Annotated in this window: 13 protein-coding genes; 5 read left to right on the plus strand and 8 right to left on the minus strand. The window is 39.5% G+C overall.

All coding sequences use genetic code 11. From position 1 onward, the window contains the following. Positions 1 to 82: 82 nt before the first annotated feature. Positions 83 to 985, minus strand: coding sequence for an Mph(E)/Mph(G) family macrolide 2'-phosphotransferase (gene mph, locus WC623_RS18175; protein WP_372853699.1), 903 nt, complete (start codon positions 983 to 985; stop codon positions 83 to 85). Between the two features lie 346 nt (positions 986 to 1,331). Beyond that, positions 1,332 to 1,910, minus strand: coding sequence for a hypothetical protein (locus WC623_RS18180; protein ID WP_372853701.1), 579 nt, complete (start codon positions 1,908 to 1,910; stop codon positions 1,332 to 1,334). Positions 1,911 to 2,287: 377 nt separating this feature from the next. Here WC623_RS18180 and WC623_RS18185 point away from each other — a divergent pair, with 377 nt between their 5' ends. After that, the gene (locus tag WC623_RS18185; protein WP_372853703.1) at positions 2,288 to 5,527 is read left to right on the plus strand and encodes a CheR family methyltransferase; all 3,240 of its coding nucleotides are present in this window, start codon (positions 2,288 to 2,290) and stop codon (positions 5,525 to 5,527) included. 40 nt (positions 5,528 to 5,567) lie between these two features. Here the strand turns inward: WC623_RS18185 and WC623_RS18190 are convergent, their stop codons facing one another. Together WC623_RS18190 and WC623_RS18195 are read right to left on the minus strand one after the other, a co-directional pair. Beyond that, the gene (locus WC623_RS18190; RefSeq protein ID WP_372853705.1) at positions 5,568 to 6,620 is read right to left on the minus strand and encodes a response regulator; all 1,053 of its coding nucleotides are present in this window, start codon (positions 6,618 to 6,620) and stop codon (positions 5,568 to 5,570) included. Beyond that, on the minus strand, positions 6,617 to 7,867 hold the full coding sequence (locus WC623_RS18195; RefSeq protein ID WP_372853706.1) for a PAS domain S-box protein: 1,251 nt from the start codon (positions 7,865 to 7,867) through the stop codon (positions 6,617 to 6,619). Before WC623_RS18195 ends, WC623_RS18190 begins: the two co-directional genes overlap by 4 nt. Before the next feature lie 191 nt (positions 7,868 to 8,058). On the opposite strand from WC623_RS18195, the gene WC623_RS18200 reads away from it, so the two are divergent. The 4 genes from WC623_RS18200 (at position 8,059) to WC623_RS18215 (ending at position 18,985) form a co-directional block, all read left to right on the plus strand. Continuing rightward, the gene (locus tag WC623_RS18200) at positions 8,059 to 10,779 is read left to right on the plus strand and encodes a cation-translocating P-type ATPase (RefSeq protein WP_372853708.1); all 2,721 of its coding nucleotides are present in this window, start codon (positions 8,059 to 8,061) and stop codon (positions 10,777 to 10,779) included. Between the two features lie 40 nt (positions 10,780 to 10,819). Continuing rightward, positions 10,820 to 12,250 (plus strand): NAD-dependent succinate-semialdehyde dehydrogenase, encoded by a 1,431-nt coding sequence (locus WC623_RS18205; RefSeq protein ID WP_372853710.1) that lies wholly within the window; start codon positions 10,820 to 10,822, stop codon positions 12,248 to 12,250. Between the two features lie 379 nt (positions 12,251 to 12,629). Continuing rightward, the gene (locus WC623_RS18210) at positions 12,630 to 16,184 is read left to right on the plus strand and encodes a chemotaxis protein CheB (RefSeq protein ID WP_372853712.1); all 3,555 of its coding nucleotides are present in this window, start codon (positions 12,630 to 12,632) and stop codon (positions 16,182 to 16,184) included. A gap of 137 nt (positions 16,185 to 16,321) precedes the next feature. Further along, a complete protein-coding gene (locus tag WC623_RS18215) occupies positions 16,322 to 18,985 on the plus strand; it encodes an ATP-binding protein (protein WP_372853714.1) in 2,664 nt (887 codons plus the stop codon). Between the two features lie 17 nt (positions 18,986 to 19,002). Here WC623_RS18215 and WC623_RS18220 read toward each other — a convergent pair whose 3' ends face one another. From WC623_RS18220 to WC623_RS18235, 4 genes are read right to left on the minus strand one after another with little or no spacing between them, the layout of a single operon-like run. Further along, complete coding sequence (locus WC623_RS18220; RefSeq protein WP_372853716.1) at positions 19,003 to 20,028, minus strand: hypothetical protein; 1,026 nt, start codon at positions 20,026 to 20,028, stop codon at positions 19,003 to 19,005. A gap of 22 nt (positions 20,029 to 20,050) precedes the next feature. Then, on the minus strand, positions 20,051 to 20,482 hold the full coding sequence (locus tag WC623_RS18225) for a universal stress protein (protein WP_372853718.1): 432 nt from the start codon (positions 20,480 to 20,482) through the stop codon (positions 20,051 to 20,053). A 45-nt stretch (positions 20,483 to 20,527) separates the two neighbouring features. Beyond that, positions 20,528 to 21,538 carry an MlaD family protein gene (locus WC623_RS18230; protein ID WP_372853720.1) on the minus strand — a complete coding sequence of 337 codons (1,011 nt, stop codon included), beginning with the start codon at positions 21,536 to 21,538 and terminating at the stop codon, positions 20,528 to 20,530. Positions 21,539 to 21,544: 6 nt separating this feature from the next. After that, positions 21,545 to 22,288, minus strand: a complete 744-nt coding sequence (locus WC623_RS18235) for an ABC transporter ATP-binding protein (RefSeq protein ID WP_372853722.1) — start codon at positions 22,286 to 22,288, stop codon at positions 21,545 to 21,547.

Consider the following 22,288-nt stretch of genomic DNA (forward strand, 5'->3'; position numbering starts at 1 on the left):
CCCGTACTTGATCATAAGAAATTAAAGTGCTGAAATTGCTCGATTCTCAATTCGCGAATTGAGAATGGTTATTTTCCCTACCTTATTGAATTGGAATACGCTTTTTAGAGCCCAGCATTCCTTTTGCTCCGGTGATGTGTTTTTCATCATTGGTTTCCAGAGCAAAGAGGCCATAAGCCAGGGGAGCTGCAGCTGCCCGTTCAAGGGCTTGTTCAAATAGTCTGTCCCAGACGGCTCCGCCTTGCTGCTGGTACGCGTTGATTAGGTCTTTCAGGCTTTGTTCTCCAAATACAGAGTAATGTCCTGAGAAGTCCATGGCCGGATCGCTGATCTGTCCTGTAGTCCAGTCAATGATCCCGGTAACTTTGCCTTCGGGGGAAGCCAGGATATGACCTGCGTACAAATCTCCATGAATGAATTTGGTGAAACCGGGCCATAGGCTGTCGTTGTCCAGCCATTTTCGGTAGCGGTGTTCAAGCTTCTTGTGGATTCCGAGTTCTTGTTTTACCAGTGCTAAACGGTCGGCTATCTCAGTCCGTAAATCCTCGGGATTCAGAATTTTTATATCATTTGCGGCGGCTTCCTTTTCAGAAATGCCATGCAGTTCTATCAGTATTTTTGCCAAGCTGGGAATGTAGTGTGGGCTTTGCTGATCAATATTCCAGGTTACTTTATAGGTTTTTGCATCAAACGTTAAGGCGGGTTTGTCTTTAAGTAATCTATAGGCGATGAGTTCAGGGCTTGCAATTTCCCAGTCAGGAACTTGCACGGACAGGTGTTGCCGCACCAGATTCAGGATGTGTTTTTCGTTTTCAATTTGCTTGTCCAATCCCTCCCGGCGTGGAATTCGTAGGACCCATTGCTGACCGTGCTGGTCTGTTGCGAAGCCAACTTTAAAATCGATCCCCATTTCATTAAACTGTATTTGATCTGTAAGCTGTAAACCATGTGTTTCAGCTAATCTTAGAATGTTTTTTGTGGTCATTTTTTTAGATTTAGTAAGTTAACAAGTGTTTACAGAGGGTTATTCATTTGTTGGATTTGGATCATCATTATTGCTCTGCTTTGAGATGGGCTATCTTTACCGAATAATTATACAGGCTAACACATTGCTGTATTTTATGAAATTATTTGAATGTGATATAATAATAGTGTACAACCTCAGCAGAAGTTATTTTACAATAGAACGGAAATTATATTTCCCCGTTAATTTGTCCAGGGCTTGGCCATCATTATTGTATATTGAAAGAGTTTCATGACTCAAACTTAAAAAAAATAATTCCTAAAAGGAAACAGGGTTGTATCGAATCATTTGATAACGTTGTGTGAATCTAAGACTTAATGAGTTTCCTGATCGCGGCAAGATGGGCAAAAAGCACGAGCGGAACGATAAATACAGGGAGCCAGCTGTAGGGGAAATTGAGTATGGCTACATTGGGCTGATCAAAGGCAAATTGCTGAAATGGTGAGGGGGCAGATAATATGGCATTGAAGACGATGTTGAGTAGCAGGGCCAGGCAGATGAAGTTCCAGGCAAGCAGGGATGTTTTTCCCATTTTACTTTGTCCGATACCGAAAAACCCTACTGCCGGGGCGGTTATTCCGGCCAGGATATCCAGGTTACGCCCTTCAAAGGTCATGAGTTCTGGTACGGCTCCGTTGATAAATAACCCGTAGAGGACCAGTTCAACCGGGATGCGGACGATATGAACATAACAGAGCATTTGCATGGATAGACGGTCGAGAAATTGTTTGCCTTTTCTGGTGCTGAAAATGATGATGATGGTTGTTAAGGCTGGAAGTACGCCAAAGAGTATGATGTTTGGGGGAAGGGCTTCCGGGTAATCAGTGTATATGCCGCTATAGCTAAGCAAGGCTTGAATGATTAGCCAGATTACAATTGTTGCCATTATGCCAAATGCCGACCCGCTGCTGATGGGCTTAGAAGCTGTACGAAGCAAAAGTGCGAGTATACCTGCTGCCAGTAGGGTTGTGAGTATAAAACTGATGTTGAGGTATAAGGGCACGTGGTTGGACATATGGTGAGAATCAGGATTGCAAAGCTAGCTAAAATTCAGAATTGTGATCAGGTTGATAAATAGGTCTGCTGAAATTTCTTTTTGCTGGGATTTGACAAATTTATTTCAGGATGTAATTCTTTCAATCACCTTTCTACTAAGCCTCTTAATCTTATTAATCTCTAAGTGCTTGAAAATAAATAAATTATTACCAGTGAATAGTTTTATATTGCTTTTTCCTTCTATACTCTCTAACTCATCTTTACCTCATGACCAAAATTGACGATCAACAATATATTATAGCTATCGGAGCATCTGCCGGAGGTTTAGAAGCCATATCCGTGTTCTTTGACTATACCCCACTGGATTCGGTATCCTATATCCTGATACAACATTTTTCCGCTGATTTTAAAAGTCAGATGGTACAGATCCTGGCGCAGCATAGTAAACTGCAAGTGGTGGAGGCCATTGATAATGTAGATATTAAATCAAATACGGTTTACTTAATCCCGACTGCGAAGTTTATGTCAATAAAGAAAGGTAGACTGGTTCTTTTAGACAAAAAAGACCAGCCACGTCCGCATATGACCATTGATTACTTTTTCAGGTCGCTTGCAAAGGAACGTGGAAACAAAGCCATTGGTGTCATCTTATCCGGCACTGGTGATGATGGTTCTAAAGGTATCGAAGCCATTAAAAATGCCGGAGGTATCACGCTAGTTCAGGATCCAGTTACGGCGAGCTTTAATAGTATGCCACTGGCAGCCATTGCGACGGGTTGTGCCGACAGGGTCATTTCACCTGAAGCCATGCCTCAGGTTATTGATGATTATGTCATGAGTGGCATCCTGAGCCAATTGCCAGGTGAGCCTTCTGCAGACATTACTGAGGAAGTGATTGGACAAATATTAACGCTAATCAAAGAGATCCTCCCATTGGATTTTAGGGACTATAAGCGTCCGACGATTATCAGGAGGATCAAAAGACGGATGGAGAAGCATCATCTGAACGAGGTTGATCAGTATTACAAATTATTAACAGTTAGTATCGAAGAGGTCACTTTACTCGCTAACGAGTTCCTGATTAGTGTAACCTCTTTTTTTCGCGACCAGGAAGCTTTTAAAATCATTGAAGAAACCGTTATCCCGGCTATCATCAAAAATAATAATACCGAAGTCTTGAAGATATGGGTGGCTGGCTGTGCTACCGGAGAGGAGGCTTATTCCATAGCTATACTGATCAAAGAATATTTAAATAAATATCCTAAAAATATTGAGGTCAAAATCTTCGCTTCGGATATAAGTAAAGCGGCATTGGATATCGCGTCAAAAGGTATTTACCCCGAAAGTCTTGTTAAAACCATATCCGAGGATAGGCTTGAGCAATTTTTCACCAAAGAAGGTGAAAGTTATAGAGTCAAACACGACTTGCGCAAGATGCTGATCTTTGCTCAGCATGACCTGACCAAGAACACGCCGTATTGTAATATGGATCTGATCAGCTGTCGTAATCTGTTGATATATTTGAATGTGACTTTACAACAAAAGATATTTGCCCTGTTGCATTTTGGATTGAAAGAGGGTGGATATCTCTTTTTGGGGCCAAGCGAGAGTGCTTCTGTTATCATGGATGGGTTTAACGAGGTTAGCGGTAAATGGAACATACTGAAAAGCAATAAAACAGGTCGTGTTATCCGTTCTGATACCTTTTCGTCTCATAGGATCGGTGAATTCCAGACAACGATGAAAGTAACTAAAAAGCAAGTCGCTCTGGTATCAAAAAGCGAACTCACCAATCTGGTTAATTCAGCCTTATTAAAGGAAGGAGCTTTTAATGGTGTCTGTACGAATGAAAATCTGTATGTGGTTCAGTCATTTGGAGATACCAAATCTTATTTAAAAAGTATTAATTTTAACCATAACCTGATTGATCTTTTACCAGATCATATTTGCGAACTCTTTAAAGCTACTGCCTGGAAATCGCTAAAGATGAACCAAAGGTTTGTGCTTAATGGGCTTAGTTTGGGCAGCGCCGATAAGAAAAAAAATAAGAAGGTGGATGTTGTCATCAGTCCATTTTATATTACAGACTCGGAAGAAAAGCTGCTACTGGTCTTGTTTACAGAGCCTGAACCGCGTACTAAAGAGAGAAATGTGATTCATGCTGTAGATATCAACGAAGTGACTAGTGAGCATGTCATCAGCCTTGAACAGGAGGTGGCGCAGTTGAGACACGCTGTAGCGGTAGCGCATGAGCTAATTGCCTCCTCCAATGAAAATATGCAGTCTTTTAATGAAGAACTGCAGTCTGCCAATGAGGAAATGCAATCTGCTAATGAAGAAATGCAAAGTACCAATGAAGAACTGCAAACGGTTAACAAGAACCATGAACTTACCATTGATCAATTGACGGAACTGAATGATGATTTGAATAATTACTTCAGGAGTAATATAAATGGTCAGTTATTTGTTGACAGGGACTTGCTGCTGAAAAGATATTCGCCGGGAGCATTGAAGCTTATTAACATCCGAGAAGGTGATATTGGCCGACCACTTAGCAATATAACAACCAATATCAGATTTGAAACGTTGATCGCTGATATAAAAAAAGTAATTCAGGATGATGAACACATTACGCGTGAAGCAGAAGGACCAAATGGAGAGGTTTATCAGGTGATGACCATGCCATACATGAAGGGGAACGGCAAAAAAGCCGATGGAGCCGTTATCAGCTTTTACGACATCAGCGAATTGAAGAAACTATTGCAGCAGCTGGATATTAGCAATAAAAATCTGGACATCAGTAACCACAGCCTTAACGAAAGTAATAAAAGCTTACTGAGAATTAACGCTGACCTGAACAACTTTGTTTTTGGTGCTTCACACGATCTCAATGCCCCAATTGTGAACATTGAAATGTTGCTGGAGATACTGAATGAAAAGCTAAATACTCAAGACCCTGAGGTCATGGAGTTATCGGGGATGATGAATAAAGCGGTTACCAATTTTAAATCCATAATCAGCGATTTGGCCAGGATTGGTCATTTGGAATCCGAAGATGATGATCAGGCTCAGGAAAGCTTTCCAAATTTATTTGACGAGATAAAAGAAATTATGTCGGAACATATTAAGGTGTCTAAAACCACTTTTCACACCGATTTTCGTGAAAAATGGGTTCGGTTTGCCAAAAAGAACTTGAGAAGTGTAATGCTGAACCTAGTTACGAATGCAATCAAGTTCAGCCACCCAGATCGTTTGCCAGAGATTAGTATCATAACCGAAAGAAAAGCTCAGTTTATCCTATTGACGGTAACCGATAATGGTATTGGTATCACGAAAGACGAGGTCGATCATATCTTCAAAAAATATAAGCGGGTAAACCTGGCAAAAGAAGGTACTGGTATTGGGCTGTACCTCATCCGAAAGATCGTCAATGCCTCAGGTGGCAAAATCGAAGTGGAGTGCCAAATAGATAAAGGCTGTACTTTTAGGATTTTTTTTAAAATATAACAACAGTGAAATTTATGCTTTGCCGTCAAGCCTGTCTCAATTAGTTCTTCATTTTTGCCAGTCTTCCCAGATCCAATACGGTGATGTTTATTCCGTCACGCTCAATTAATTTTTCATCACGGAAATCAGATAGTGTTCTGCTTACTGTTTCAGTTGCCATGCATGCCATGGCGGCTAAATCTTCACGGGTAATGCTAAAAAAATCTTTTTTGATAATCTGTTGATGATATAAGCGGAGAATGGCCCCCGCCATTTTTTTTCTAACTGAATCATAAGCCAATTGCAAGAGTTGTTCTTCTTTTTCCCGGTTATCATTGGATAAAAGATGAATGAATTTTTTTGCCACTTCAGGATAAAGATCAATCAACTTTTCAAGTTCTTCAAGAGGGATCAAACACAGTGTACTGTCCTCAACCGCGGTTGCAGTGTCGGTATAGGTACTTTTATTTAACATGGCATTAATGCCGAGGTACCCTCCGGTTGCATACATACCTGTCATCAATTCACGCCCGTCCAACGAAAGTTTGATGGTTTTGATCTTGCCATGGATGATTAAATAAAGACCTTTGCTATGATCGGCTTCGTAGTAAATAACTTGATTTTTTTTGAAATCTCGGCTTTTATGGCCAGCAATGGTCTTGGCAAATTCTGCCAGACCATCTGTTTTGGCTACCAGCAATTTGAATTCATCAGTCGTGTTTTGATTCTGGAGTTCCAGATGTGCTTTTTTTCTTAGCCTCACGTCAATGGCATTGAGGAGTTCAATGTCATCAAATGGTTTGGTTAGGTAATCATCGGCACCCATCTCCATTCCCTTGCGTAAGTCGTTGTGATCCGCTTTAGCGGTCAGAAAAATGAAAGGAATAGTCGAGGTTTCGGTATATTTATTGAGCATATACAATACTCCGTATCCGTCAAGTTCAGGCATCATGATATCGCAAAGAATGATGTCTGGTATATGTTTTAAAGCCATCTCTACGCCAATCTTGCCATTGTCAGCTTCAAAAACAGTGTATTTGGCCATCTCCAGGATCTCAACTATGTTTCCCCTTATGGCGTCGTGATCTTCAATGATCAGTATTTTTTTGTTCATGATTGTGGAAATGTAAGGGTGAAAAGTGTACCCCGGTTTATTCTGCTTTTAAAATCAAGTTTACCATTCATCAGATTGGTATACCTGGAAAGTATACTTAATCCAAGTCCATTGCCAGAGATCTTTCCGGTATTGTGTGCACGGAAAAATGGTTCACAAAGATGTTTCTGATCTTGGGCTGGGATTCCAATTCCATTATCGCAAATTCTGATAGTACAATTATTATCATTGATTTTGGTGTAGAATTGTATAGAACTTTCTTCACCAGAATATTTTATAGCATTGTCAATAAGTATAACGATGCAGTTTTTTAACAAGGTCTGATCTAGAGTAATCATCAATCCCGGACCTCTGTGTACATATACTATTTTCTGTCTGCCTTTTAAAACGATTTGCATCTCTTCGGTAATTTCTGCAGCAAATTCAGCCAGATTAAAATGATTGAATTTAGCCTGTACTTTCCCGGTATCTACTTTTTCAAGGGATAGGAAATCATTCAGGATTGCAGTAACATTCAGAACGGCATCTTTTATTTTGTCTACGTGTTTGCTGATGTGGGGATTGTGAAATGGAAGTGCATGACGTTCAATAAGTGATACAGAAAGCTGTACCATGCTCAAAGGAGTCCGGAATTCATGTGACGCAATAGAAACAAACCTACTTTTTAGTTTACCTAGTTCCTGTTCTTTTGCCAATGACAGACTAAGCTCACGTTGAGTTTGTTCAAGGGTGTAAACAGTATTGTGTAAGTTTTCAAGAGAAAGATTCAATTCAGCCTTTGTTTGCTCCAAGGCTTCAACCGTTTCCCGAAGAGAAAGCGTTCTCTCCTGTACCTGATCTTCTAATAAAGCTGCATAATCCTGGAGTTGTGATTCGGCTTCTTTTTCCCGGCTCAGGTCATGAATAAAACCAGCATAGATGATTCTTCCTGAGTATTTAACTTCACTAACACCCAAACGAAAAGGAAATATACTACCGTTTTTTTTCAAACCTGTTAACTCTCTTCCAACACCAATTATACTTGCCTCACCGGTTTTTTTATAGCGAAAGAGGTAGCCATCATGGTGTCCCCGGTCTGGTTGCGGCATTAATACGGACACGTTCTTTTTAACTATTTCCTTTTCCGTGTAACCAAAGAGTTTACAAGCTGAGGGATTAATGGACTCAATTATCCCCTGGTCATCTATGGTAATCAGACCGTCTATCGCATTATCGATGATCGCTTTCAGCAGAACGGTGTTTTCCATAAATTGTGGTTAAAAATAACAATAACCTCTTCTATGTCTACAATTTAAAGGCTATTTTGTTTTAATTACTTCCCTGCTGATGATCGGTGTCACCATTTGTGTGGTGTTTGATCATGTTTCAAAATTACCTGAATGTCTAGATTTGATTAAGACGCTTTAAAGATCAACCTGGCTTAAATCAAAAACTGGAAATGGAAAATGAAATAACTTATCCCCTGGAAAGAAGTTATGCACTAAGTGTCGCTGAGGTATGTAAGGCACTTAATACTGATGAGACATCAGGGATTACACATGCAGAAGCCGAAGAAAGAGCCTTGAAATTTGGGCTAAATATTTATCAAAGCCAAAAAAAGAAAAGTATCTGGATGATGCTTATCGGACAGTTTCGCAGCCCAATCGTGTATTTGTTATTTGTTGCAGTCTTCGCATCTATTTATTTTGGAAATGAGATAGAAGCTGTTTCTATCCTGGTGGTTATTTTTCTGAATGCGCTCATTGGTTTTTTTATGGAGTTGCAGGCCCGGACGTCCATGAGTGCATTAAAAAAAATGGATCAGGTCTTTTCCAAAGTGATCCGGCATGGGAAGACAAAAGCGTTGGCAGCAGAACAAATCGTTCCCGGAGATCTGATGATACTGGAAGCGGGGGATATGATCCCGGCTGATGGGCGGATAGTTCAATTCAATCAATTGCAATGTGATGAATCTCCGCTTACCGGTGAATCTTTTCCTGCACTGAAGCGACTTGACACTATAAATGGAGCGGTTGAACTGGGAGATCGGATCAACATGGTATTTAAGGGGACTGCTGTAATGAATGGCAATGCAAAAGTGGTTGTTACTGGCACTGGAGAAAATACCGAATTGGGTAAAATTACTTCTATGGTGGACCGCCCACAGCTGAGCACTACACCCCTGGATTTGAAAATTAATAAGTTAACTAAAAAGCTGATTTGGATTACTTTGGTTATGACCGGGCTATTTTCTCTTTCGGCGGTGTTGGAAGGAAAGTCCTGGTTATTGATTTTTGAAACATCAATTGCTTTGGCGGTAGCCGCTTTTCCTGAAGGATTACCTATCGTTGCCACCGTTGCTTTGGCCTATGGGATGTTACTTATGGCCAGAAAAAATGCGATTGTAAAGAAACTGTCTGCAGTGGAGACGCTTGGTGGGGTAAATGTGATTTTCACGGATAAAACTGGGACCTTGACAGAAAATAAGATCTACGTGGAAGTACTTGGCTTTCCGGATGAAGTTTTGCAGGTGGCTATTGAAAAAGGAGTACTGAAATATTTGAGTGGTTCAAGTCAAAGTGGCGGAGAGAATTTTGAAAAGCTGATCCTGATCGGAACTTTATGCAACGATGCATCATTGGAAGATAAAGAAAGTGAGAAAAAGGCTGTCGGAGACCCGGTAGAGGTAGCCTTACTTCATTTGACGGAGGCTTCGGGTGTCTCTTCAGCGCAGTTGATTGCTGCATATTCCAGACTTGCTGAAACTCCTTTTAGTGCCGAAACTAAAATGATGGTTACACTAAACGAACATCAAAATGGGAATTTTGTTGCTGCCAAAGGTGCTGTTGAAAGTATACTCGAGAGGTGTATCCAAATTCAATTTAATAAAGAAAACCTACCGTTAACCAAGGCTCAGCGAATAAGCATCATTTTAGCCGCTGAAAAGATTTCGGCTGATGGGTTACGTGTATTGGCTTTTGGATACAGAGAGGCTCCGGAAATCTCAAAGGAGCATTATCTGGAGGAATTAGTCTATGTAGGTATGGTCGGGTTTTTGGATCCGCCAGGGTTAGCAGTCAAGGGGGCTATTGCCACCTGCAGGAAAGCTGGAATTAAAACGGTGATGATTACCGGGGACCATCCCATGACTGCATTGAATATTGCGCTGAAAACTGGTATCGCCAGTCAGGATGACCAGGAAGTGATCAGGGGAAGTGAATTGCCAGATATGGAATCACTTAGTGAAAAATGGTCTAAAAGAATTCTTTCTGCGGTAGTGTTTGCCAGGACTACACCTAAACAAAAACTTGAGATCGTTGACGTCTACCAAAAAGCTGGGTATCTGGTTGCGATGACTGGAGATGGGGTAAATGATGCACCTGCACTTAAACAGGCAGATATTGGGATAGCGATGGGATTAAGGGGGACTCAGGTGGCGAAGGAAACGGCGAGTATTGTGCTAAAAGATGATTCTTTTGTTTCTATCGCAAGGGCGGTCGCCCATGGCAGGGAGATATTTCAGAATATACAACGCTTTGTGATTTATCTGGTTTCCTGTAACCTGAGTGAGATTTTTATTGTTACACTTTTAGGTTTTCTCGCACCTCAAACCATATTACTTCCTTTACAGATTCTTTTTTTGAATATGGTTACTGATGTTTTTCCAGCGCTTGCGCTAGGTCTTGGAAAGGGAGACCCGACGGTGATGGAAAAGCCACCTAGAGATCCAAAACTAGATATCATCTCGAATAAAAACTGGCTGATCATCGTGCTGTATGCAATGCTGATTACTGCATCGGTAGTGTTGGCGGTATTCTATTGTCGTGTCTTTATATCAAATGACCCTAAGATCCTTAATAATATTGCTTTTATTACACTGGCCTTTGCTCAGCTCTTTCATGTTTTCAATATGTCCTCTAATCACGCTGGAATATGGTCAAACGAGATTACTAAAAATAGGTATGTATGGTTGGCACTGTTGTTATGCTTCTTTCTGATATTTTTGGTTTATTTATTTCCACAGACACGTGTTGCACTCAATTTATCTATATTTTCTATTAATGCATGGATGGTTGCCATTCTGGCCAGCTTGCTCCCTTTGGTTGCGGTTCAGATTTATAAATTCATTTGGGGAAAGGGAAGTGGTAAGGTACTTTCAGTTAAGGTTGGACTGATCTGATGACCAATGTCTTATGTAGAGATGATTCATATCATTTCCGATGCCTCCGATTACACAGACCTTTATACTTTATCTATCTAAATACATTATGGCTATACAAACCATTAATCCTTTTAATAACGAACTTATTAAGAGTTTTCCAGAAATGTCTCCTGAATTGGTGGCTGTGGAAATTTCTATCGCTGATGAAACATTCCAAAGCTGGCGTAAAACCAGTTATGCGGAGCGGGCAAACCTTTTACATAGTGTCGCAAAATTGATGCGTGAACAAAAAGACCAACTATCTAAACTGATCACGTTGGAGATGGGTAAGTTACTTGCTCAGAGCTATAGAGAGATTGCACTTAGCGCTGATGTTATAGACTATTACGCTACAAATGGGGCAGCTTTTTTAAGTGACCAAAAGTTGGAAACTGAATTTGGTGAAGCTTATATTAAGAGTACTCCGATTGGTGTCCTGCTTGGGGTTGAACCCTGGAATTTTCCTTTTTATCAAGTCGCTCGTTTTGCTGCACCTAACATTATGGCGGGTAATGTTGTTTTGGTTAAGCATGCTTCGAATGTTCCCCAATGTGCATTGGCAATTCAGAAATTGTTTGCACAGGCTGGGGCACCCAAGGGTATATATACTAATTTATTTGTCAGTGGAAGCCGTATAGATGATGTGGTTGCAGATCCCCGTATTAAAGGTGTTGCCCTTACCGGAAGTGAAATTGCTGGCGCAAGTATAGCCGCTGCTGCTGGGAAATTTCTAAAGAAGTCGGTGCTTGAACTTGGTGGCAGCGATGCTTTTATTGTTTTGGAAGATGCTGATCTGGATAAGGCCGTTGACTGGGCTGTTGTTGGACGGATGAACAATACCGGCCAATGTTGTGTTGCTTCTAAGCGGATTATTGTCCTGGAAGCAGTTGCTGATGAGTTTTTGGATAAATTCAAGGCCAAACTGAGTGGTTTGAAAGTTGGTGATCCGATGGATGAAGAAACAGAATTGGGCCCATTAAGCTCAGAGGGAGCCGTTATACAGTTAATAGAACAAGTACAGCGAAGTGTCAGGGCTGGTGCAAAGGTATTACTGGGTGGTAAACTAATTAATCGAAAAGGTGCATTTATTGAGGCTACCATTTTAGGTGATGTTAAACCTGGAATGGCTGCCTATCATGAGGAATTATTCGGTCCAGTCGCTTCGTTTTATAGGGTGAAAAATGAGCAGGATGCGATTGATCTGGCCAATGACTCACCTTTTGGATTGGGCGGGAGTATCTTTACCAATGATATAGAACGGGGAAAGCGTTTGGCCGAACAGATTGATACTGGTATGGTGTTTATCAACCATCCAACCTGGACTCAGCCTGATCTACCTTTTGGTGGAACTAAAGGGTCTGGATATGGAAGGGAGCTGTCTAGTCTTGGTATACAGGAATTTGTCAACAAAAAATTGATTCGGGTCAGCAAATTAACAGATCCTTTTTAGTAGTCCTTAAGATGCTTAGACATTTTGGTACTAAACGAACTTATACACATTGATGCGCATCATCCTAATCGCGTATGCAAATCATCTATAATTGTTTAAGGAAATCCTACCTTTAACATAGATAAACTCTAGAGATATGAATGACCCCAAAAAAAGTGAAACGTTATCGAAAGTAGCTTTGATGACGGATGATTTAACCGGGGTAATTATGGTTCACCATCTTAAGGGTTTCTTAATAATTAAACCTATCTTTAACTAAAGATATCTTTTTGGAGCATTTTGATCCATTAACTGTCAGTTATTCTACTTGCAGTTTTGAATAAACATTACCAATCGCCTAATCCATGAAAAAAAAAATGTTTGCTAACCTTGAGAGGTTATGAATGTACCTGAATATGTTATTGCAATTGGTGCTTCTGCCGGTGGCTTGGAAGAAATCAACTCTTTCTTTGATCATACACCTTTAGATGGAGTGTCGTACATTGTAGTTCAACATCTTTCAGCTTCTTTTAAAAGTCGAATGGTCGAAGTGCTGGCTAAACACAGCAAATTAGTTGTGGAAGAAGCTACCGATGGTAAGCTTGTGGAATGTAACCAGGTTTACCTGATTCCACACGATAAATATATGACTATTGAACAAAATAGATTGTATTTAACCGATAAGGAGGAGGTAAAGGGTTCACACCTGACGATAAATATGTTTTTTAAGTCTTTAGCTGCTGATTGTGGGCGAAAGGCAATTGGGATTATCCTGTCTGGTTTAGGAAATGATGGATCGGAGGGGCTTGTGGCGATCAAAAATGCTGGCGGAATGGTCATGGCCCGAAATCCGGAAAACTCCATTTTTCCCAGTATGCCTTCTAAAGCCATTGCTACCGGAATGGTCGATTTTGTAATGGAACCCGCAGCAATGCCAGGTGCAATTGAAGATTACGTAAAACATGAGGGTTTTTTGCAAACCGAGAGTTATAATGATGAAGTGAGCCTTAAAGCGATAATAGAATTGATCAGGCAGCAGTCTCCTCTTGATTTTTCCGATTATAAATCTTCTACCATATTAAGGCGCACCAAAAGAAGGGCAGCTTATCATGATTTCAATAGTCTGGTCAAATACCTGGCATTTTTAAAGTCTTCCCCAGAGGAAATTGGAGCACTATCAAAAGACTTTTTGATTAGTGTGACCTCTTTTTTTAGAGATAAGGAAGCTTTTGAATATATAAGACATAATATCCTACCCGGTATCCTAAAAAAACTTAAACCTAAAGAGGAACTGAAGATTTGGGTAGCAGGTTGTGCAACGGGAGAAGAGGTGTATTCACTAGCCATTCTTATTGCCGAACAAATGACAGGGGAATTAGCACATCTCGTTGTTAAAATATTTGCGACCGATATCGACAGTAATGCATTGGTTCATGCAGGTAAAGGGGTGTATCCTCACGATATTGCTAAGGATGTATCACCTGAACGACTGAAAAAGTATTTTTTGAAGGAGGGGAATCACTACAGGATTAAACCAAATCTTCGGAAAATGGCAATTTTTGCTCAGCACGATCTGGTTAAAAACCCCCCATATTGTAATATGCATTTTATCAGTTGTCGCAACCTGCTGATTTATATGGCACCGACACTGCAAAAGAAGATCTTCAGTATGTTGTTGTTCGGACTTAAAATGGAAGGTTATTTATTTCTGGGATCAAGTGAGAATCCGATGCCAATCATCCAGAATCTGGAAGTTGTAAATAAACAATATAAGTTATACAGGAATATCAGGTCAAAAAGAATCGTGAGTTTCGATGCGTTTTCAATGCCGGACTCGATAGAAGTGAGAAGTAAATCTACCTATATAGGTAATGAACAAGTAGCTAGTGATCCACTACAGTCGCTTGCCGAAATGATGCACACTAATCTTGCTGATGAGCAGGATTATTTGGTTGTATGCGTAGACGAAAATAAGGAAGTAATTAAGTTTTATGGAGACACCAATAAATATTTGCTCCCAAAACTTTTTACATCAAACCTGGAGAAACTACTGCCGAAAAAATTGGGGATGGTATTCAATACACTAAGCAGTAGTGTGTTAAAGACAAATGAAATTTCCCGTTTAAATGGTATAAAGATCAAAATGGCTGGTTCATTTGTTTCTGTGAATCTGGTGGTAAGTCCGCTGTTGAGTAAAAGGAAGGAGCAAAGGCTGTTAATGGTCACCTTTACGGAAGGTAAAGTAATTAAAACTTCGAAAAAAGAAATCCTTGATTTTGATGAGGCCGTTTTCCAGGATCAGTATACCCTTAATCTGGAACAGGAATTAAATGAGTTAAAGGAGAAACTAAACTCTGCTTACGAGCAACTGGATGCCTCAAATGAGAATATGCAGTCTTTTAATGAAGAAATGATTTCTGCCAATGAAGAAATGCAGAGTACCAATGAAGAGATGCAGTCTGTAAATGAAGAATTAGATACCATTAATTCGGAATACCAACTTAAAAACAAAGAATTGTTGGAAATTAATGATGATCTGAATAACTATTTCAGGAGTAATATCAATGGACAACTATTTATCAATAAAGACCTGCTTTTAATGAAGTTTTCTCCCGGTACGGTGAAACAGATCAACTTGCTGGAAACCGATATTGGCAGGCCCCTAAGCAACATTACCACTAATATAAAGTTTGAAACACTTATTGAAGACATCCAGGATGTTTTAGATAATGGGACTGTGATTACCAAGGAGATTGAAACCAATAATGGGAAATGGTACCAGGTGATGACCATGCCCTATGTGCGTCAGTCTGATCAAAAGAATAGTGGTGCTATCATCACTTTTAATGACATTACCGAATTGAAGAAGACGCAGTTGGAATTGGATGTCAGCAAAAAAATGCTTGGAATGAGCATAGACGCTGCTGAATTGGGTACTTTTTCTATTGATGCCGCCACTCGCGCATTTCATACATCTGCGCATTTTAAAGAAATTTTTGGCATCTATTTAGATCAGGAGTTAAGCTATGAGGCTGCGATTGGAAGGATTGAGGAGGGGCACCGGGAGAAATTTACTAATGCTATTGAAAATAGTTTCAACAAAGGTGACAAATGTGATCTGGAGTTTCCTTTACGGAGTTTTCATGATAATCAGTTGCACTGGGTTCGAATGATCGGGAATCTTTCCTATAATAATGAAAAAATACCGGCTTACTTCACCGGGGTGTTAAATGACATTACGATTCATAAGCAGGATGAGCTTCGAAAAAACGATTTTATTGCCATGGTTAGTCATGATTTGAGATCACCACTGACTTCCCTTCAGGCCTACGTGCAGTTGATCACATTAAAAGTTAAAAAAATGGAAGATACATTTATCAACTCTTCGCTAGCTAAGGTAAATGCATCTATCAAAAAAATGAATAGGATGATTAACGGGTTTCTAACCGTTTCAGGTTCAGAAGAAGGACAAATTTATTTAGAACTGGAAGCTTTTGAGATGAACAGCTTGATCAATGAAATTGTGGAGGAATCACGTTTTATAAATCCAGAAGTTGAGATTGTCTTTAAAGCCGGGCCAGAATTAAACCTGAAAGCAGACCGCGATAAAATTGGTCAGGTGATTAATAATTTACTTAACAATGCGATTAAATACTCAAGTGATGATGAGTTTATTGAAGTATCATCAATGGAAATTAATGATGAAGCCCAGGTTTGTGTGAAAGACAGGGGAATAGGCATAAAGTTACAGGACCAGGAGAAATTATTTGATCGTTATTATCGTGTAAAACGATTGGATACTAAATCGATACCTGGATTTGGCTTGGGACTCTATTTATCGGCTGAAATTATTAGAAGACATGGTGGTAGGGTATGGGTAGAGAGTGACATTAATCGTGGTTCTTCTTTTTTCTTTAATCTGCCTGTTTTACAATCACTTGATTCTGAAAGTTAAAGTGTTGATAATGAATCTGAAGGTGACCTTTATCATAACGACTGATGATCGCAATCATCACAAAAATAAAGGCTATGCTTCATCTTTGTGTAACTGATTAATAAATCAATTCACATATTTTTTAGCACTCAAGATGTATGTCAATTCCAGTAGATAATTTTGATCTTTCTAATTTTTTAAAGGAAACACCTTGTGTTGTGTTTAGAATTCATGAATATGACGGACGTTTTTCTTTTTTATTTGCCAGTGCTGCAATTGAAAAGGAATTGGAATTGAATCCAGTTTTATTAGTTAACGATATTGAAGTATTGCTCAACCTCTTATCAAAACAGCACAGGGAATCATTTCTAAGCTCATTGGAAAACACAGTGAGTCAGTCAGTCGCCTGGAAATGGGAAGGCTATTTTAATTTACCCTCAGGTAAGAAAAAATGGATACAGGGATTGGGCAAAATAAACCGGTCAAATAAAACTACCATTGATTGTTTTTTTAAGGATGTCACGAAAGAAAAGCACACGTTCGATATGTTTACTGAAACGGGTAAACTTACTAAAACGGGTTCCTGGGAGCTGGATTTACTTACGAATCACCTTTTCTGGTCTGATGAGGTGTACGTAATTCATGAGGTTGAAGCTGAAATAGTACCGGAGTTAGATCATGCACTTAGTTTCTATTCTGCGGTTGGCAGGGAGGTGATCGTCAATTTAATTGAAAAGGCGGTAAAAAGTGGAGAGTCATGGGATGTTGAAGTTTCCTTTGTTACTGAAAGAGGTAATGACAGGTGGGTAAGGACATCTGGGAAAGCTGTTTTCGAAAATGGAATCGCAGTTAAGCTGTATGGCATAATTCAGGATGTAACAGAAAAGCGTTTGTCTGAAGAAATCCTCAGCGTGATCTTTAAATATTCAACGGATGCTCATTTTTTGTTTGGAGCAAAAGGGGTAATTGACTGTAATGATGTGGCTATTATTATGTTGAACTGTAGGAATAAAGCGGAGGTGCTTGCTTGCCATCCGGCAGAATTTTCGCCTAAATATCAGCCAGATGGCCGGCTCTCAAGTGAGAAGTCTTTTGAAATGGACAACCTTGCTTACAAAAATGGTTATCATCAATTTGAATGGCTACATAAGCGGATTAACGGAGAGACTTTTACAGTATTGGTAACATTAAAACCTGTGAAGATAAATAGTAAAACTGTATTGTTAGCTGTATGGCACGATATTACAGAACAGAAACATGCGACAGAATTAGTGAAGCTCAACCAGACATTACTTTCAGACACTCAGCAATTGACACATAGCGGTAGCTGGGAGGCTGATCTGGTTACGGGCAAGAACTATTGGTCCGATGAAGCGTTCCGTATTTTTGGATTGATTCCAGAAATGGAAGGCCCAAATACCCTAAGCTTTGGGAGAATGATCCATCCTGATGATAAGGAAACTTATAAGATGATAGTTCAAAATACAATTGATAATCAAGTTACGTCTGATTTTAATTTGCGTATTGTTTTATCTGACGGGCAAATTAGGTATATCCACGCGATAGGTAAGCCGCTTGTTAATGAATCTGGAAAAGTGATTAAACTTTTCGGTGCCATAATTGATATCACTGCCCAAAAAAACTCAGAGAATGAGTTGATTATGGCAAAGGACCTCGCTGAACAAGCTGCCACTGCCAAATCACAATTCCTGGCTACCATGAGTCACGAAATCAGGACTCCTATGAATGCTGTAATTGGTTTTACCAATTTGCTTTTGCTGAAAGATCCCAATCCTGAGCAATTGGAATACCTGAAAGTATTAAAGTTTTCAGGTGACAATTTATTGGTATTAATCAATGATATACTTGATTTTAGCAAAATGGAAGAAGGGAGGGTAACCTTTGAGGTTATTAATTTCAGTATACCGGAATTGCTGGAGAATATCCGGCTGTCATTCTTGCAAAAAGCAAGAGAAAAAGGACTCGAATTGAAGTTGTCCATAGACGCAGAGTTATCAGAGATCGTTATGGGGGATCCTGTCCGTCTGGGACAAATCTTAACCAATCTGATCAACAACGCTATTAAATTTACATCTAAAGGCAAGGTTAGCATTTCTGCTTTTTTTGTTAGCAGAAACAAGGTTCAGACGATCATTAATTTTGAGGTGACTGATACTGGTATTGGTATACCGAAGGATAAGATGGAATTCATCTTTGAAAGATTTACCCAGGCAAATGCGGATACCAACAGGAAGTATGGCGGAACCGGCCTGGGACTGGCTATTACAAAGAGACTTGTTGAGCTACAAGGAGGGAATATACAGGTAGAGAGTACGCCTGAAATTGGTTCCAGTTTTAAATTCAGTTTGAGCTTTAAAAATGGCAGTAATGAGTCAATTATAGCACGTGAATTTGTGCCGTTAAAAGCTCTGAAAAATTTAAAGGGGGTTAAAGTATTGATGGCCGAGGACAATGAAATTAATGTAATTTTAGTAAAGCAGTTTATGAAACTCTGGCAGGTAGAATGTGATGTTGTAGGAAATGGTTTGCTTGCCTTACAACAAGTACAAATAAAGGACTATGATATGATCTTTATGGATCTGCAGATGCCTGTTATGGATGGATATCAATCTGCAACAGCTATCAGAGCCTTGTCGGGTGATAAGTTTAAGAAATTGCCAATAATAGCGCTGACTGCTTCGGCCATGTTGGACGTTCAATACAAAGCATTTGATTCGGGTATGAACGATTACATCAGCAAGCCATTCAAGCCCGAGGAACTTTTTCATAAGATAGAAAATTATGGCTATGAATCGAAATGACTAACGTTGTTCAAATGTCATCCTAAATTTAAAAGCGCAGCAATAAGTTTGCTTAAACTAACTGAGGCACAAGCGATTTGTTCATCTGCTGCTCCGTAATAGATGTAGAGTGTATCTCCAAAGATGGCGGTGCCTGAAGGAAAGCAGACGTTATCCACTTCGCCTGATAATTCCCATTCTGTTTCAGGTTTAAATAATGGATAGGGCAGACGTGCAATCTCTTTACCAGGGTTTTCCAAATCCAGCAGGGTTGCACATGCAGAATACACATATCCATTAGCAGTGTCATGCACTCCGTGGTAAATCACCAGCCAGCCTTCAGTTGTTTCTATTGGTGGACAACCACCTCCGATGTAGCTGATTTCATGGTCATATCTTGGAGCCAAAACGATATTGTTGTTGAAGTTTATTAGGTAATTCTTCCAAAACAACTCGCTCAGGTCTGAAAGTTCATTCACGCTCGCAATTTGTATATCCGGTTTTATGCGGTGAAGAAAATAAAGGCGGTTATTAATTCTCCTGGGAAAGAAAATCAGATCCTTATCCCAAACCAAAAGTTTGGTGTTCATATTAATTAAGGTCTTGTCATGCGCAAACCTGGAATACTTTTCATTGAGCTTACCCGTATTCTCCGCAAGTACTTTGAATGCAGGAAAGGAAATTCTTGGTACAATAATACCTTGTCTTTCAAAGGTTTTTAAATCCAATGAGGTCGCCAGTGCGCCCAATGCATTAAATCCGTCATAGGCAGTATAAGTCAGATAGTAGAGCTCATCTATTTTTACGATCCTTGGGTCTTCGATTCCCCTGGACTCCCTGTCACCCATCGGTGTGAGAACAGGAAAGTCATATCTCCGACTCACTTCTAATGGTCCATTCAGCTCGCAAAATCCAATGGTTGAATAGTTGTTTTTAGCCACTGCCCGGTAAAACATATAAATCCTTTCTCCTTCTTTTATTATTGCAGGATTAAGCACGCCCTGACTTTCAAAGTTTAGAGCAGTTTTTCTTAAAATAACACCTTCTTTTTTTATTAGTATCAAAATGTCTGATTTTAATGGTCTGTTAATTACTTACTGGGATTATAATTAAAGTTTTTTTTGAGTGCCTGATCACGTTCTCAGCGACACTCCCTAGCAGTAAATGGGGTAATCCTTTTCTACTATGTGTACCCATAACGATGATATCGGCACCCCATTTATCGGCTGTTTCTAAAATAACTTTAGAAGGAATTCCTTTTTCCACGAAGCTTTTGATTGGAAAGTCTTTGAATATTTTTTCAATTACATTGAGCTGGCTGCGGTTTATATTGTGCTCCATCATGTCCTCTAGCTCCCTGGTTGTAGGAGGATCGTTATCCGGTATACCCTCAGGATCTATGATACTGACCAGGGCAATTTCTGAATTGAACTGTTTAGCCAGCTGTAGGCCACTTAGCGCAAGAAGTTCAGCACTTGGATTACTGTCAATTGCTATTAAAATTTTATGAAATTCCATTGGATCTGATTTTAAATGTGATTATTTGGTATATAATCCAGAATGCTATTTCTGTTGAGATGCTTCCAGCAACTCCTGTTGTTCTTTTTTCTTTTGGCGGTCCAGTTTTTTAAAATATCCCCTGAAGAGAAAGTTATGTTTTAACGCTTCCATGTTCTGGTTGAATCCGTCGGTTCCTTTTTGAAGATTTTCCATAGTAAGGCTTATATTTTTACCCATTAAAGTGTCCCTTAATAAGGTGCTAACGGGACCTTTTCTATTGGTCAGGTCATCATTCAAGTCTTTTACCATGGAGTTCATTTGCCTGGTCATGCTGTTGGCATTGACACTAGCTGACCTGATCTGTACTACCGCATCCCTAAGTGTAACAGCCATCAACGTATCGGTCAATAAGAGACCAGCAGTTCCTTTACCTTTTCTAATGTCGTTTATCATACGGTTTAGCCCTATTGTCATTTCGTTGGCATTGGCGGTAGTTTTATAGATGTTTTCCAGAGATGATTTCAAACTGATGCCAATGGATTCATCATTGATCAGTTTTAAAATGGCACTGCTGTCTATCCGAAGGACTGTTCCTTTTAGTACTTCTGAAATACTGGCGACATTGTTATTAGTCTGGGACAGTTTTTCTATAATTTCATCCATATTGGCTATATTTTTGGCTTGCAGGACATCTCCTTCCACAACTTTTTGACTTACCCCTTTAATTGGACTGATGTTAATGACTTTATTTCCCATTAGGCCTTCAGTTCCGACAGCCGCTACCGCATTTTTATTGATAAATGATTTTACTTTGCTGTTGATCTGCATGGTAACTTCAATGGTACTGTCATTGATCAGTTCAATTTCTTTAACTGTTCCTGCTTGCAAACCAGAGAAAAGCACGTTGTTACCTTCTGTTAAACCATTTAAATTTGAGAACCTGACTTTAAGTTTAAAGTCATTGCCAAATATGTTGCTGTTTCTGCCAATGATAAAGAAGGCAAATATCAACAGTACTAGTCCTGATAATACAAATGCGCCAAGTTTAATGTTATTTACTTTTTGATTTCTCATGATATTTTATTCGAAAAATTGTTTAATGTTTTCATCAGTCGATTGCTTCAATTCCTCAAATGTTCCTTTGATGTAACATTTACCTTCCAGTAAGAGCACAACCAGATCTGCTGTATTTTTTACACAGTTCATATCGTGCGAAATGATGATAGAAGAGGTGTGGTTCTTCTCTTGTAGTTTAAGGATGAGATTTTCTATTTCTCTGGAGGTCACCGGATCCAGGCCTGTTGTAGGTTCATCGTAAAGAATGATTTCCGGACGTAAAATCATTGTTCTTGCCAGGGCGATGCGTTTTAGCATTCCTCCTGATAACTCAGATGGCATCATATCTATCGTGTGTAACAGATCGACATTTTCCAGTGCTTCGTTGACCAGTCTTTCTACTTCTTCACTTGTAATGTCAACCCAGTGCCTGAGTAAGGGGAATTCTAGATTTTCGCGAATGGTCATAGAATCATATAGTGCATTACTTTGAAATAAAAAGCCGATTTTTGACCTGGCTTGATCGAGTTCATCTTCAGCCATCTTGGATATATTTTCATTAAATACATTAATACTCCCGCTATCGGATTGAAGCAAGCCAATGATACATTTGATCAATACAGATTTACCAGAACCTGATTTCCCCAGTATGACTACATTAGTGCCTTTTTCAACCGTCAGATTAAATCCATCTAATATTTTTTTGTCTCCAAAGGCCTTAACTAGATCTTTAATGATAATTACAGGTTCTTTTTTCGCTGTTTCCAT

The organism is Pedobacter sp. (assembly GCF_041645105.1).
Lineage (GTDB): Bacteria > Bacteroidota > Bacteroidia > Sphingobacteriales > Sphingobacteriaceae > Pedobacter.

Bases quoted from the DNA above. Each gene is read 5' to 3' on its own strand.
- mph (WP_372853699.1), bottom strand. From the start codon at position 985: ATGACCACAAAAAACATTCTAAGATTAGCTGAAACACATGGTTTACAG.
- WC623_RS18230 (WP_372853720.1), bottom strand. From the start codon at position 21,538: ATGAGAAATCAAAAAGTAAATAACATTAAACTTGGCGCATTTGTATTA.
- WC623_RS18195 (WP_372853706.1), bottom strand. From the start codon at position 7,867: ATGGAAAACACCGTTCTGCTGAAAGCGATCATCGATAATGCGATAGAC.
- WC623_RS18180 (WP_372853701.1), bottom strand. From the start codon at position 1,910: ATGGCAACAATTGTAATCTGGCTAATCATTCAAGCCTTGCTTAGCTAT.
- WC623_RS18215 (WP_372853714.1), top strand. From the start codon at position 16,322: ATGTCAATTCCAGTAGATAATTTTGATCTTTCTAATTTTTTAAAGGAA.
- WC623_RS18210 (WP_372853712.1), top strand. From the start codon at position 12,630: ATGAATGTACCTGAATATGTTATTGCAATTGGTGCTTCTGCCGGTGGC.
- WC623_RS18235 (WP_372853722.1), bottom strand. From the start codon at position 22,288: ATGGAAACAGCGAAAAAAGAACCTGTAATTATCATTAAAGATCTAGTT.
- WC623_RS18225 (WP_372853718.1), bottom strand. From the start codon at position 20,482: ATGGAATTTCATAAAATTTTAATAGCAATTGACAGTAATCCAAGTGCT.
- WC623_RS18190 (WP_372853705.1), bottom strand. From the start codon at position 6,620: ATGAACAAAAAAATACTGATCATTGAAGATCACGACGCCATAAGGGGA.
- WC623_RS18205 (WP_372853710.1), top strand. From the start codon at position 10,820: ATGCCTCCGATTACACAGACCTTTATACTTTATCTATCTAAATACATT.
- WC623_RS18200 (WP_372853708.1), top strand. From the start codon at position 8,059: ATGGAAAATGAAATAACTTATCCCCTGGAAAGAAGTTATGCACTAAGT.
- WC623_RS18185 (WP_372853703.1), top strand. From the start codon at position 2,288: ATGACCAAAATTGACGATCAACAATATATTATAGCTATCGGAGCATCT.